At 52.1% G+C, this 14,741-nt stretch carries 10 protein-coding genes; all 10 read left to right on the forward strand.

The annotated features are described in order from the left end of the window. The first annotated feature begins 123 nt into the window (after positions 1-123). Positions 124-1,215, forward strand: a complete 1,092-nt coding sequence (locus NSU14_RS10340; protein ID WP_340942393.1) for an IS4 family transposase — start codon at positions 124-126, stop codon at positions 1,213-1,215. 246 nt (positions 1,216-1,461) lie between these two features. Then, complete coding sequence (locus NSU14_RS10345) at positions 1,462-2,379, forward strand: ArsR/SmtB family transcription factor (protein ID WP_331281674.1); 918 nt, start codon at positions 1,462-1,464, stop codon at positions 2,377-2,379. A 212-nt stretch (positions 2,380-2,591) separates the two neighbouring features. Continuing rightward, entirely contained in the window at positions 2,592-4,361 is a 1,770-nt protein-coding gene (locus NSU14_RS10350; protein ID WP_340944596.1) for a glycoside hydrolase family 2 protein, read from the forward strand. Positions 4,362-4,499: 138 nt separating this feature from the next. Beyond that, positions 4,500-6,143: a family 16 glycoside hydrolase gene (locus tag NSU14_RS10355; RefSeq protein ID WP_340944599.1), complete on the forward strand. Its 1,644-nt coding sequence runs from the start codon at positions 4,500-4,502 to the stop codon at positions 6,141-6,143. Positions 6,144-6,731: 588 nt separating this feature from the next. Then, entirely contained in the window at positions 6,732-8,045 is a 1,314-nt protein-coding gene (locus NSU14_RS10360; protein WP_340944601.1) for an ABC transporter substrate-binding protein, read from the forward strand. Positions 8,046-8,144: 99 nt separating this feature from the next. Continuing rightward, a complete protein-coding gene (locus tag NSU14_RS10365; protein ID WP_340944604.1) occupies positions 8,145-9,068 on the forward strand; it encodes a carbohydrate ABC transporter permease in 924 nt (307 codons plus the stop codon). Between the two features lie 13 nt (positions 9,069-9,081). Then, entirely contained in the window at positions 9,082-9,894 is an 813-nt protein-coding gene (locus tag NSU14_RS10370) for a carbohydrate ABC transporter permease (RefSeq protein WP_042138366.1), read from the forward strand. Between the two features lie 92 nt (positions 9,895-9,986). Beyond that, positions 9,987-11,786, forward strand: a complete 1,800-nt coding sequence (locus tag NSU14_RS10375; RefSeq protein ID WP_340944607.1) for a cache domain-containing sensor histidine kinase — start codon at positions 9,987-9,989, stop codon at positions 11,784-11,786. Position 11,787: 1 nt separating this feature from the next. After that, complete coding sequence (locus NSU14_RS10380; protein ID WP_340944610.1) at positions 11,788-13,389, forward strand: response regulator; 1,602 nt, start codon at positions 11,788-11,790, stop codon at positions 13,387-13,389. Positions 13,390-13,467: 78 nt separating this feature from the next. After that, positions 13,468-14,739 (forward strand): ABC transporter substrate-binding protein, encoded by a 1,272-nt coding sequence (locus NSU14_RS10385; RefSeq protein WP_340944613.1) that lies wholly within the window; start codon positions 13,468-13,470, stop codon positions 14,737-14,739. Positions 14,740-14,741 lie beyond the last annotated feature (2 nt).

The following is a 14,741-nucleotide window of genomic DNA, read 5'->3' on the forward strand; positions in this document are numbered from 1 at the left end:
GATTTCCCAAAAAAAGGGACAAAAAAGGCCGCCATTTCGGGTAATGGTAAGTACGACCAAACCAAACCGAAATGAGGCGACCTCATGAATAAATATACCCCATTCTTAGCTGTTTTCAAACAAGTGTTAACATCGGATGAAGTCGAAATGGTGACCGGACAAACCAAGGACTACGTGGATAGAGGAACCAAAATGACCGTCGGGTTGCTACTCGATTACTTTGTCCAAGCCTGCTACCACAAATGGGACGGCTTCCGGCAAAGTGCCCGCTTAGGCCCAAACTTTGACTTGCCTGAGATTCATTACTCCACCCTTTCCGGCAAGGCCGGTGAAGTCCCTTACGAAATCTTCAAACGTATCTTTCAAATGCTCGTCACGAAATGTAACCGTCAAACCCGGCGGCATCTGAATCTGCCTAAAGATCTTCTGCTGATTGACTCGACTACGGTCACGGCGGCGAACTCCCGAATGCCTTGGGCCTCGTACAAAAAATTCAGAGGGGGCATTAAGCTGCATGTTGCTCTTTCGCAGGGTCAGCGTTCACCCGTGAACGTGGAGGAATCGATCGCGAAGCGCAATGACGCTCCGTTTGGAGAAGTCTTGGCAGATACGGACTACATTTTGGTACAGGATCGGGCGTACGGAAAAATCAGCAGATTGGATCAATATGTGCTTCAGGGCCAGTCGTTTGTGATTCGACTCAAAGACAATCTCCATTTGGTGAAGCCGAGAAACCTCCAGCGACCCGCAGAGGGAGAAACGAACATTGTTCGTGATATTACTTGTTATATCGGTCAAGGGAAGTGCCAATCCGCTAAGCGCCACCGGGTCGTAGAATTTGAGAATGACCGGGGGGAAGTCGTACGGGTCGTGACCGATTTGAGAAAAGAGTCTGCTTATGTGATCGCTGAAATCTATAAGGCACGCTGGGAAATTGAAGTCTTTTTCCGCTGGATTAAACAGCATCTGAACGTGCCATGTCTATTTGGAACCACTGAAAATGCAGTATACAGCCAATTGTTTGTGGCCCTTGCGGTCTATGTACTTCTGAGACGTGTTTATGATGAAATCCACCCCAACGTGCCTGCCTTTGCTCAACTGACCCTTTGGGAATTTATGCAGCATTGGCGTATATTTAGTCTTCCGCTGGAGTGGCAGGTTCAACTTAGTCTGCTCAGGAACAAGGTTGTTTTGGGAATTATATCCATACCATAATATGGGGAATCAACAGGCTTGTAGATAATACAACACTGACTGTTGAATACCCGGGCATTCGGGAGGATTGTTGTACGATATACAGGAATTTTCCCGATAAGCCGCTTGAAGGCGGGGGAATGCTGCCTTTTATACAACAATTTTCAATTTGGGCTGATTTAATGAGGAGAATGTTGTATTTTGTGCAGGAATAGGAATAGATCTTAAATAGACAGTAAAGCGGTGATCGATATTCTGGAATTATCCATGGAACATCCTGAGGAACTGGTGAAAGTGACGCATGCGCTGTCTACGGAGCTTAGACTAAGAATGCTGGAGCTGCTCAACAGCCGGAGAATGAATGTAGTGGAGCTGGCGGAGGCGCTGGAGATACCGGTATCCACCTCCGCCTCGAATGTGAAGGTACTGGAGCAGGCGGGGCTGATTGAGACCGAGCTGCTGCCGGCTTCGCGCGGCTCCATGAAGGTCTGCAGCCGCATCTATGATGATATCAAGATCATCATTAATGTGCCGGAACGCCGCGCGAAGGCGGAGCAAGGGGACTATTGCTACGAGATTGCAATGCCGATCGGCAATTTCACGGCCTGTGAAGTGGCGCCCACCTGCGGCATGGTCAGTGAGGCTGGGCCGATTATTGTGGAGGACTCACCGGCGGGCTTTTTCCATCCGGACCGTGTTCATGCCCAGCTGCTCTGGCTGCGAAAGGGGTATCTTGAATACCGCTATCCGCTGGAAATCCCGCAGGGGGCAGCGGTCCGCCTGATCCAGTTCTCGATGGAGATCTGCTCCGAGGCGCCGAATTATGAGAACGACTGGCCTTCGGATATTACGTTGTGGATCAACAATGTGGAGGTTGGCACCTGGACCTCGCCCGGCGACTTCGGCGGCAGACGCGGGAAGCTGAATCCTTCCTGGTGGATCGATACGGGTACCCAGTTCGGCTCGCTCAAGACCTGGAGCGTAGACAATACCCGCAGCACGATCGACCACAAAGAGATATCCGCCGTCAATCTGAGCCAGCTGAAGCTTACAGAGCAGAACCATGTGGATCTGCGGCTGGGTGTGAAGGAGAATGCGGTCTTCAAGGGCGGAATGAATCTGTTCGGGCGGAAGTTCGGCGATTATGAGCAGGATCTGGTGATGAAGATCTTCTATACAGTATAAGAAACCTGAGTCACGGAATTTCAACGACAAGCGATAGACGGAGTAGCATTTGCGATGAACCTACGATATTTATGCAGAGAACCTGACGCCTTATGCGCAGGTTCTTCATGCTGTACAATCGGTGATTGACATTTCAGCAGATTCTGCAATAATTAATACATATTTATTGTAATAAAACAAAAATATTGTCCTTAAGGAGCGTGTGCAATACTATGGCAACCGAGCATTATATTAAGGATTATCCGCGTCCGCAGTTCGTCCGTAAGGAATGGCAGAGCTTAAACGGGGAATGGAGTTTCCGGTTTGACGATGGCAACGTTGGTGAACGGGAGCGGTGGAATGAGCAGTTGCACGGGGATCTGAAGATACAGGTTCCCTTTACTTATGAGACGGAGGCCAGCGGGATCGGTGAGACGACCTTCCATCCTTATGTATGGTATGAGCGGGAATTGCAGCTACCTGCGGACTTGAACGGTAAGCGGGTGATGCTGAATTTCCAGGCGGTGGATTATACCGCGAAGGTATGGGTAAACGGGTACTATGCCGGAGGTCATCAAGGCGGTTATGCGGCCTTTTCGCTGGATATTACGGATTATGTAAACACGGATACGGCAGCGTCCAACCGTCTGGTGGTTAAGGTGGAAGACAGCCAGAGCTGTACTCAGCCGCGGGGCAAGCAGCGCTGGGTGGATGAGAATTTCGAATGCTTCTATGTGCAGACAACGGGAATCTGGCAAAGTGTGTGGGTAGAGTATGTGTCGCCCTCCTATCTCAAAGCTGTCAAAATCACTCCGGATCTCGATAACCGCTCTGTCCGTTTCGAATATCAGACACAGGCAGCGGACGACAATCTAAGCCTGGAGACTAAGATCAGCACGGGGCAGAAGACGTTCAAGCAGGTCTCGCTCCATGTAGACCGGGCCTGGCTGCAGCTGGATGTGGAGCTGACTCACGAAGCGAATGGACCGTGGAAGCTGCAGTCCTGGTCACCTGCTGCGCCGACCCTGTACGAAGTAGAGTTTGTTCTCTATAAAGATAATCAGGTCATTGACCGGGTATATTCCTATTTCGGACTGCGCAAAATTTCGGTCGAACAAGGCAAAGTGCTGCTTAACAATACACCGGTGTATCAGCGCCTCATTCTGGATCAGGGCTACTGGCCGGAGAGCCATCTGACCCCGCCGTCCGAAGAAGCACTGATTGCCGATATCGACGCAATTCTGGCGATGGGCTACAACGGCGTGCGCAAGCATATGAAGATTGAGGATGCCAGGTTCCTGTACTGGTGCGATGTAAAGGGCCTGCTGGTCTGGTCGGAGATGGCGGCGACCTTTGAGTTCAATGATGAGGCTGTGGAGAACTTCACGAACGAATGGACGGAGATTGTCCGGCAGCAGTATAATCATCCTTCGATTATCACCTGGGTGCCTTTTAACGAATCGTGGGGGATTCCGCAGGTCTACACGAGCAAGCTGCAGCAGAAATTCACCGAGGGGATCTATCATCTGACCAAATCCATCGATCCGCACCGTCCGGTCATTGTGAATGACGGCTGGGAGCATACCATCAGCGATATCATCACCCTGCATGATTATGAAGAGAGCGGAGATGTCTTGCTTGAACGTTATGCAGACTCCGGCAGCATACTTGGCAGGGCATCCTCATTCAACAACTGGAAATATGCCATGGCTCAGGGCTATGAATACCGCGGCCAGCCGGTGATCGTCAGTGAGTTCGGCGGCATTGCCTTTGATTCCGGTGACGGCTGGGGGTATGGAGAGCAGGTAAGCAGCACCGATGCCTTCATTGAACGGTTCCGCAAGATTACGCAGGCTATCAAGGACACCTCTTATATTTGCGGCTACTGCTATACGCAGATTACGGATGTCCAGCAGGAAGTGAACGGGCTGCTCACTGCGGACCGGACACCGAAGATTCCGCTGGAAGTGATCCGGAAGGCCAATTTGCAGCTGACGGAATAATCGTAACTTTGGTACCCAAAAAGCGGTGAATTATCGGTTCAATGACAAGAAGAAGCCCTTTAGAATCTTCAGTGAAAGCACTTACATGTAGGTGCGGTCAACAGGTTTCATAATTGAAGATGAAGAGGAGGGGCTTATTTGTTAAAAAAACTATTCACCTCGCTGTCGGCTTCCCTGTGTCTGCTTCTGGTCCTGACCGCCATTCCGGCATTTGCCGCGAATGGCCCGGTGGTGTGGGGTACCTCATCCACGATTACCGATATTAACACCTTCACAGATGCGGGGACTGATGCCCGCGGGCTCAGACCCGGAACGTTCGGGGCGGAATATGCCCGGATGATCAAGCTGGCGAACGGGGACTGGCTGGCCGTCACTGCTATTTACGACAACAACGGCTATACCAAGGTCTCCTGGGGCGGCACCCGGCTGCAGGTCTTCCGCAGCACCGACAACTGCCGCACCTGGACGCTGGTGTCCACCCTGTGGGAAGACGGGCGTGACCTGGACAACGGGCAGTTCGTGCAGCTGGCCAATGGCGATATTCTGCTGGCCATGCGTTCGGTCCGCTGGCAGGAGTCGTACCAGCTCAGAGTGTATAAGAGTGTGAATGACGGCGTGAATTGGAGCTTCCTGAGCACAATTGATGAGAACAACGGCACCGCCGGTTCCCTGGGGAACCCGGATAAAGGGGTATATGAGCCGCATATGCAGCTGCTGAATGACGGCTCGGTAGCTGTCATGTATGCGAGTGAGAAGCATGTGACCGAGAACCCTTCCTACAGCCAGATCATCTCCGAGAAAATTTCTACCAACGGCGGAGCCAGCTGGGGAAATGAGATTTATGTGGCCTGGGACCCGTCTAACGCCGGGGCTCGTCCAGGCATGCCGGTCTGGAGCAAGATGGCGAACGGACAGTATATTGTCGCCTTTGAGGTGTGCGGAACGCAGAACTGCCGGATTTTCACCAAAAAAAGTACGGATGGCAAGACCTGGTCCAGCGGCATCGGCACCCAGGTATCGACCAATCAGCAGGGCGGGCCATATCTCCTCTCCTTAACCGACGGGCGTCTGCTGCTCAGCTCCAACTCCAATGTGCTCTCGTTAAGTAATGATTACGGGACCACATGGGTGGATAATGATGTTCCGGCGTTCGGGAATTCGTGGTGGACAGCGATGTACCAGACCGGGGCGAATGAGATTGCTTTTGTGGATTCGGTCGAGCGGAGTGTTGGCGGGCATAATGTCCAGGTCCGGTTCGGCACGCTCAGCGGCTCGTATAGCAACGATTTTGCGGCGAATGACAACGGATGGGCCCGTTATGGGGGAACCTGGGCCGTGAGCGGCGGAACCTATAACCTCAGTTCGGTCAATGCGGACAAATCCGTGCTTACCCCGTACCCATCTAAAATGAACTATACGCTCGAAGGAGACATCAGGCTGAATAATGCCGGCCAGGGCAGTCTGGTCTTCAATCTGACGGGTCCGGGTACCGGTGCCGATTCTCAGAAGGGCTACGCCGCAGGCATTGACTCTGCCGGTGAGGTATGGCTGGGACGTTTCAACAATAACTGGACCCCGCTCCAGACCGTGGCCACACCCATTGCGGTAAATACCTGGTATCATATGAAGATTGTCGTGAACAGCGGTAACATCAAGGTATATGCTGGTGATATGGCTGTGCCTAAGATTAACCTGAATGACGCGGTGTTTACCTCGGGCACCATCGGAGTACGCGGCGGCTTCAATAACAGCGTAGCCTTCGATAATATAACAGTGAACTAATCTGCAATTCCTTTCTGGAGCCCTTCGGGGCTTCTTTTTTATTGGTACAAGTACCAATCTATATAGCAGTTGGATTTTCTCCACTTGCTTATGAACGGAGGCGCCCTTGCCGGGCAACAGTTGGAAAAACAGCACTTAATATGGCGGTATTAGTCCACAGTAGGGGGAATGCATGAAATTAAATGACGGTTATCCATCTAATCACCTCAAAACCTCCAATACCTCCAAATTAAGATACATTTATCCAACTAATATATGCTGAGCTAGAACCAGAACCAGAACCAGAACCAGAGCCAGAGCCAGAGAGATGCGGCAGATGCGAGAATGACCGCCATTCGAGCAGTAGCTAATTTCAATGGGGAACTGGAAGCCCCGTTTCCGCACCTTTCGATTCTCCACCCTCCTTAAGATCGTCTACCCTCACGGCGGCTCCGCGCCATTAACACCTGTCATTTGTTCACCAAGGAGCGGCGGTTTGTCGGTTCAACAGTTGCCGCATCCCCTGTAGAGTAAGTGATAAGAAAGCCCTTACATGAATGGTTGAGAGGGCTCTCGCACACAAACTTTTTTGACGAGAGGGTTGTTCAAATGAGGATGAATAAGAAGTACACAGGTTTGGTATCGGCCGGGCTGGCGTTAGCCCTGATTCTGCCGGGATGCTCATCCGGAAACCAAGAGAACGGAGAAGCCGTCAAGGCATCGGATGAACCGGCAAAGACAGAGAGTGCAGGCGGCAGTCCGGTAGAGATCTCGTTCTGGAACATGTTCGGCGGCGGGGAAGGGGAATTCGTAGACCAGATTATCAAGGACTTCAATGACTCGCAGAAAGAGGTAACTGTGAAGCAGCTCCGCCTCGAATCCAATGAATATTACGCGAAGCTCAGTACGGCGCTGTCTTCCTCCAAAGGACCGGATATTGCCATTGCCCATGTGGACCGGATCTCCCCGTTCGTGAAGGCGCAGCAGATTGTACCTGTAGACGAGCTGGCCTCCAAGGTCGGATTTGACCTTAAGGAAATCTCTGATTCCAACATGCAGAGCGTGTCCTACGAGGGTAAGCCTTACGCTGTTCCGCTGGATACCCACTTCCATATGTTCTACTACAACAAGGACATCCTACAGAAGGCTGGTCTGCTGAATGAAGACGGCACCCCTAAGCTTGGAGACCTGACACCGGCGGGCTTCGAGCAGACACTGGCGGATATTCAGGCCAAAGTGCCGGATGTGCAGGCGATGGCTGTGAACACCCCCTACTTCCAGGAGCCGTTCCTTAATCTCTATTATGAAGCCGGCGGGGATATCCTGAATTCCGATATGACCAAAGCCAGTATCAACAATCCGCAGGCGCTGGATGTCCTGAAATTCTATCTGGACGTCTTCAACAATAAGTATGCCGATCTCAATGATAAAACACCTTGGGATACCTTCCATAACGGCAAAGCTGCTTTCTGGTTCGGCGGTGTATGGGAAGCGGGGCTGCTCCTCGGAGATGAATCCCTGCATATCGGCGCGATGCCGCTTCCTCCGATCTTTGGCAGCCAGACGCACTGGGCCAGCTCCCATACGCTTGTAATTCCGTCCTACGTCACTCCTGAGAAGCAGGAGGCGGCAGCCAAGTTCATGAAGTATTTCTCTGAAATAGGCGGAGAAACCTGGGGACAGGCGGGTCATGTGCCTGCGAACAGCAAAGTAACCACCAGCGATGCCTACAAGAGTCTGCCTTATCGCAGCGAATTCATCGAGGCCCAGAAGACCGTGAAATTTGCTCCGCCGACAGATAAGTATACAACCATCATTACAACGATCTCCGAAGAGCTGCAGAACATTATCTTCGGCAGTGAGAGTCCGGAAGACGGGCTGGCGAAGCTGGAGAAACAGATTAACGAAGTGCTGGAGAACTAGCTCCCTCTGCAGGAAAGGTACGGCCCCCCGCCTCCGCTAAGGGCGGGTGGCCTGTCCTTCCAGCCCATGTGCAAACTTAATTGAAGGAGAGAATGACCGATGGAGCGGAGTGTAATAGAGAATAAAGCGGCAACGCCTCTTCGCAAGAGAGAGCCCATACACCTACTGAAGGAACTGAAAGCTATTTTTTATCTGGTCCCCTTCCTGGTACCGTTTACAGTGTTCTACCTGTGGCCAGTAATCAACGGAGCTTGGATGAGCCTGCATGTCTGGGGCATTCAGGGGATGCAGAAGTATGTTGCATTGGCCAACTATAAGAAAATCTTAGAGAATCCAGATTTCTATTCGTATTTGTGGAACTCATTCTATTTTGTGCTGCTGTGCGCGCCAACCGTACTGGTGCTTGGACTTGTACTCGCGCTGATCATCAATCAGAGAATTTGGGTACGGACCCTGATCCGCTCCGTGTTCTTCCTGCCGTATGTCCTGTCCGTCTCAGTGGTCAGCTTCATCTGGCTGAAGCTGTTCGACGCAAAGAACGGTCCGGTGAACGCTGTACTGCATGCGCTTGGCATGAATGCGGATATCAACTGGCTCACGGATCACAGGTTCGTGTGGTGGGCGATTACGATAGCGACAGACTGGTGGAGCGTAGGGTTTGTGATGGTGCTGTTTCTGGCCGGACTGCAGGAAATCCCTACAGATCATTATGAAGCCGCGAAGATCGACGGCGCGAATGCCTGGCAGCGATTCTGGAGCATCACCCTGCCGGGGCTGTCCAGTGTGATGAAGATCCAGATCTTTTATCAGATTATCAATTGCCTCAAGCTGTTCGGACAGGTGCAGATTATGACCGGCGGCGGGCCGGGAGATTCCACCAATACCATGATCCGCTATATCTATGTCACGGGGTTCAAGAAGGATATGTTCGGCCTGGCCGCAGCGCAATCAATGATCTTCTGCTTCATCATGCTGCTGATCGCCGTGGTTCAATTCAAAATCACAGACCGCAAAGACGGATAGGAGGGAGACGTTCATGAAGAAGCTTGCTTTAAATATTGCTGCTGTTCTGCTTGCGCTGCTGTTTGTTTTTCCGCTGATCTGGATGTTCCTCACCTCCCTGAAGCCTGACGGTGTGAACGTATATACGCTGGCTGATTGGGTGAATTGGTCAGATCTGAATACCGACAACTATGTCAAAGTCATCCGGGATTCGCAAATTCTGCACTGGACCTGGAACAGTCTGGTCATTGGTGTCCTCACCACCGTCATATCCATTCTGCTCAGCTCGCTGGCGGCATTCTCCTTCTCCAAGCTGCCTTTCCGGACGCGGGGGATATTCTATGTGCTGATCGTTTCAGGTCTGCTGATTCCGACAGAAGCTATACTGATTCCGCTCTATGAAACTGCGCTGCATCTGCAGCTGATTGATAACATCTGGGCGATTATCCTGCCCGGGCTGACCAACCCGATCGGCATTCTGCTGCTGAAGCAATTCATGGACGGGGTACCCAGGGATTATATTGAAGCCGCGCAGATTGACGGCAGCCGCAGCTTCCGGTTATGGTGGAGCATCTGTCTGCCGCTTACGCGCTCAGCCATGGTCTCTGTAGGGATCTTCTTCTTTATCCTCTCCTGGAATAACTTCCTGTGGCCTTATCTGGCGATTACCTCAGAAGAGAATATGATTCTTTCGGCAGGGCTGCCCACCTTTTTGTCGAATAATAACATGTCGCTCAATCTGATTATGACGGCAAGTGCCATTGCGGCGATACCGACGATTCTGGTGTTCATTCTTCTTCAGCGGCATATTGTCCAGGGTGTGGCGATGTCCGGTGTCAAAGGTTAATTCTTATACGCGAAAGGATAGTGGGCATGCTTACATCTCCTGAGAGTTCTGCCAGGCCCATGCGGCTCCGCCTGATATCCTGGATCAAAATTATGAAGAGCAGCATGCGCTATAAGTGGATGCTGCTTCTTGTTCTCTTCTCCTTGACACCGCTGGTGGTCATGGGGATTATTTCATTTTCGATCTCCAAATCAACGATTAACCACAAAGTAACCGAATATTCCGAGCATCTGCTGTACCAGACCGCTGATAATCTGGATACGCGGCTGGGTGTGTACAAGGACATGATGATGCAGGTGCTGAACAATAACGAGATCGTGGGCATGCTGCGGACCCTTGATCGGACAGACACGGCCAGCTATGATGTGGATAGTCTGTCGCTAACGACGAAGCTGTCCACGATTGTGGCGATCAATCAGGATGTGCAGTCGATTTCTTTTGTATCGGATAGGCATTATATCAAAGGAATCTACCGCTGGAACAAGCGCACGCCAGCCGAGGTAGAGCCATTCCTGCAGACGCTTGAGGGCGGCAGCAACTTCCGCTGGTATCCGACCCGCTACGGGACCTATGTAGACAGTCTGAATTCGCAGAGCACCCACGTCTTCTCGGTAGCCAAGCAATTGTACAAAATATCCGATGACAGTCCGCTGGGGATTGTGGCAGTTCTGGATATCCGGGAGGATGTCATTAAGGAGCTGGTCTCGAAGGCGGTGAGCAACAACCGGGATCTGCAAAGCTTCGTGATGGACGGACGTGGCATGCTGGTCTCCTACCCGGACAGTGGTCTGATTGGCAGAAGTGTGACTGAGGTGCTGGGTGAGGCGGGTTACGAGAAGCTCATAGGCTCCGGCCCGGAGGAGACGAGATTTCCGCTCACGTACAAGGGCGACAGCCTGATTGTGAATGCCAAGAAGCTGCACACCAATGACTGGGTGGTGGTGAATGTCATTTCCAAGGCGGCGCTGTACCAGGATTCGAACCGTCTGCTGCAGATTTTCATCTTCGTCGGGCTGCTCTGCATTGTCTTCTCGGTCATTGCTGCACTGGTGCTGGCGAATTCTATTACGAATCCGATTCTGAAGATGATCCGTCTGATGCGGCAGGTGATGTCCGGCGAGCTCAGCGTCCGCTACAAAGCCAAAAGCCGGCATGACGAAATCGATATTCTCGGCGATAATTTCAACTACATGGTTGTGCAGATCGACGAGCTTTTGAAAGCGGTATATCTGGAGCAGGATCAGAAACGGATGGCGGAGCTCAAGGCGCTGCAGGCGCAGATCAACCCGCATTTTCTCTACAACACCCTGGATATTATTAAATGGACGGCCTTGATTCAGAAAGCCAACAACGCGGCAGAGATGGTCAGCTTATTGTCGCGGCTGCTGCGGATCAGTCTGGGCAAAGGGGAAGAGACCGTTACGGTGGAGGAGGAAATCGAGCATATGCAGTGTTATCTGGGCATTCAGAAGTTCCGTTTCAACTTCAATATTGAGACCGTTGTTGAGATGGACGATGAAGTCCGTCACCTGCGGACGCCCAAGCTGATTCTGCAGCCGATTGTGGAGAACGCGGTTATCCATGCTTTTGGAGATATGGAGTCCGGCGGCTGCATCCGCATATCGTGCAGCAAAGCGCCGGGCAATCTGGTATGGTTCGAAGTGGCGGACAACGGGAAGGGGATAGACCCGGCGCTTGCGCGCAGTCTGCTGGCCGGGCAAGCGGCGGAAGAGGAGAAGCCGGGAGGCATTGGACTGGCCAATGTGGATGAACGGATTAAGCTGATTTGCGGGAAAATGTACGGCATCGAGATTCACAGTGAGCCGGGTACAGGAACGTCCATACGAATCAAGCTGCCACTCATGACAGAGGATATAAGGGGGAACCGCTGAGATGCACCGGGTCATTATCGTAGAAGATGAATTTATCGTAAGATATGGAATCCGGTCGATGATTAATTGGGAGTCCATCGGGATGGAGGTCATAGGCGAAGCGTCGAACGGCAGGGAGGCATTGGAGGTGATGGAATCCGGGCTGCCTGATATCCTGATTACCGATATCAAAATGCCCGTGATGGACGGCATCGAGCTCATTGCCGAGGTACGGAAGCTCTCACCGGATATCAGGATTATTATCCTCAGCAACCTCGAAGATTTCCAGTATGCCAAGGAGGCGATCAGACATAGTGTATCCGAGTATATGATCAAATCGGATATGATGCCGCGTGACTTTGAGCTGGTGCTGCTTAAATTGAAGGAAAGCCTGGAGGCGGTGCAGAAGAATATGCCCGTCTCTTCCCAGGCTGCTCCCCCGGAGCCGGTGCATAAGGAGAATTTCCTGCTGGAGCTCATGGAGCGGGGGGCGGCTCAGGGGCAGATAGACAGAAGTAGACTCGCACAGGCGGGACTTGCGGATTCACGGCCGCTGTATTTGCTGCATATTAGCCTGGGCAGCAGTGCTGAGCCGGGGTATGGGCAAGGACAGAGCGTGATCCGCAGGCTGCTGGAGCAGATTTGGATTGAACGTGCCCTCGGGTATGAAATGTTCCCGGACAGACAGGGGGAGCTTAATATTATAGTAACCACAGAGCTTAACACAGAGCCTGCAGGATTTGCCTGGTTAGACTTCGTGCGCAGCTGTAGTGAAGAGCTTATCTGCCGCTTATCTACCCAATATGGCTGGACTGCAACGATTGGTCTTAGCGGAGTGAACGGGCAGTGGACAGAGCTGAAGAATGCTTATGTCCAGGCCGTGGAAGCTGCCAGGCAGAAGCTGTTTATGGGGAGCGGTCGTGTTCTGGTTCACGGCAGCGAAGAATTGAAGGCGCAAGTACCTCCGCTTGAGGCACTTCAGATCAGCAGCCGCCAGATCCAGTCTATGGTGTACGCCTTCCAGTCCAGAGAGCTGGAGGAGTATCTGAATCAGCTGTTCGGGCAGCTGGCTGTACGCCGGGATGCGGATCTCGTGCAGATTATCTCACTTGAGCTGCTGATGATCCTAACAACCTTGTGGCCCGATGTATCCAGGGATGCTGAACAGGTTCTGGAGCTCAAGAAGCAGTACTTCGACGAGCTGTCGATGCTGGAAACGCTTGAACAGAGCCGGCTATGGTTCATGCAGGCCTTCGAAGCGCTGGTAGAGCATATGATAGAGATGTATAACAGCGACCGGAACAGCATTATCAAGGCAACCCAGTATATTCAGCAGTACTATGATCAGGAAATCACACTGCAGTCGATTAGCCGGCTTGTACATTTAAGCAAGAATTATTTCGCCAACCTGTTCAGGAAGGAAGTAGGCGAGAGCTTCCTGGAGTATCTGACCCGGATCAGAATTGAGAAGGCCAAGACCCTGCTAACCGGAGAACTGAAGGCTGGAGATGTCGGTACCCTGGTCGGGATTCAGGACCCGAAATATTTCTCCAAGGTGTTCAAGAAAATCACTGGCGTGTCTCCTTCGGAATATCGCGGGCTGGTTCGTAAGAGCGGCCAATGAGGGCTGTGAGGGTGGGATTTTGTGCAAACGCTTACAGAATATGACTGGAGTGAACCTGTTCCGGAAAGGGGGAGTGAGATGAAAACCATGGGCCGTATGCTGCCCGTTCTGCTGCTGTATCTGTTCCTGCTGCAGGGCTGTGCAGAGCTCTCTTCCGGGAATCAGAGTCCCCAGGAGAGTACAGTGTCTGTCGAGGTATCCTTCTGGAATCCGTTCGGAGGCGGCGAAGGCGAATTCGTAGAGAGAATTATCAAAGATTATAATGCTTCCCAGAGTGAAGTGTTTGTGAAGCAGCTCAGACTTGAATCTAACGAATATTACGCCAGGCTGAGCACTGCTCTGTCCTTCGGCAAAGGGCCTGATGTAGCCGTTGTCCATGCGGACCGGTTGTCGCCGTTCATTAAAGCGGGGCAAATTGTTCCGCTGAATGCTCTGGCTGAGCAGGACGGATTCCAGTGGAGTCAAATCGGTGAACAGAACCTGCAGAGCGTCAGCTACAGCGGACAATATTATGCAGTCCCGCTCGATACCCATTTTCACATGCTCTATTACAACAAGGAAATATTGGCCAAGGCCGGATTGCTTACTCCAGATGGAACACCGAAGCTCGAAGAGAATACTCCCGCAGGGTTCATCCGTATGCTGCGCCAAATCGCTGAGCAGGTTCCGGGGGTACAGCCGATGGCGGTCAACACCCCTTATTTTCAGGAATCGTTCCTGGATCTGTATTATGAGGCAGGCGGAGAGCTGTTCAGTCCCGATATGAAGCATGCAGCGGTCGATAATGAGAAGTCGGTGAAGGTCCTGACCTTCTACCAGCAGCTGTTCGAAGAGGGATTAAGTGATCTGAATGATAATACACCTTGGGACTCCTTCTATAACGGCCAGGCTGGACTGTGGTTCGGCGGAGTATGGGAAGCGGGGCATCATCTGGGCAATGAGGATACCGAAATCGGTATTATGCCTCTCCCGCCGATCTTCGGCAGCGCCGCCCACTGGGGAAGCTCACATACGCTGGTTATTCCGGCTTACGTAAGCTTGGAGGAGCAGGAGGGAGCGATGGACTTCATGAAGTATTTCTCAGAGGTGGGCGGACATATCTGGGGGGAGGCGGGTCATGTCCCGGCCAATCTTGATATCGCAGAGAGCCGGGCTTACCGGGAGCTGCCTTACCGCGAGCTGTTTATCCAGTCGAGGGATCAGGTGAAGTTCGCCCCGCAAACCGATAAATATGCGGCACTATTCACTGCAATGTCGGAGGAGCTGCAGAATATTATCCGTAACCGGATTCAGCCGGAAGCAGGATTGAAAGTGCTGGAGAAGAGCCTGAATCAAATTTTGGCGAATTAATT

This window comes from Paenibacillus sp. FSL R10-2771 (genome assembly GCF_038000205.1).
GTDB lineage: Bacteria > Bacillota > Bacilli > Paenibacillales > Paenibacillaceae > Paenibacillus_AQ > Paenibacillus_AQ phytohabitans.

Bases quoted from the DNA above. Each gene is read 5' to 3' on its own strand.
- NSU14_RS10380 (WP_340944610.1), top strand. From the start codon at position 11,788: ATGCACCGGGTCATTATCGTAGAAGATGAATTTATCGTAAGATATGGA.
- NSU14_RS10385 (WP_340944613.1), top strand. From the start codon at position 13,468: ATGAAAACCATGGGCCGTATGCTGCCCGTTCTGCTGCTGTATCTGTTC.
- NSU14_RS10345 (WP_331281674.1), top strand. From the start codon at position 1,462: ATGGAACATCCTGAGGAACTGGTGAAAGTGACGCATGCGCTGTCTACG.
- NSU14_RS10370 (WP_042138366.1), top strand. From the start codon at position 9,082: ATGAAGAAGCTTGCTTTAAATATTGCTGCTGTTCTGCTTGCGCTGCTG.
- NSU14_RS10365 (WP_340944604.1), top strand. From the start codon at position 8,145: ATGGAGCGGAGTGTAATAGAGAATAAAGCGGCAACGCCTCTTCGCAAG.
- NSU14_RS10375 (WP_340944607.1), top strand. From the start codon at position 9,987: ATGAAGAGCAGCATGCGCTATAAGTGGATGCTGCTTCTTGTTCTCTTC.
- NSU14_RS10350 (WP_340944596.1), top strand. From the start codon at position 2,592: ATGGCAACCGAGCATTATATTAAGGATTATCCGCGTCCGCAGTTCGTC.
- NSU14_RS10360 (WP_340944601.1), top strand. From the start codon at position 6,732: ATGAGGATGAATAAGAAGTACACAGGTTTGGTATCGGCCGGGCTGGCG.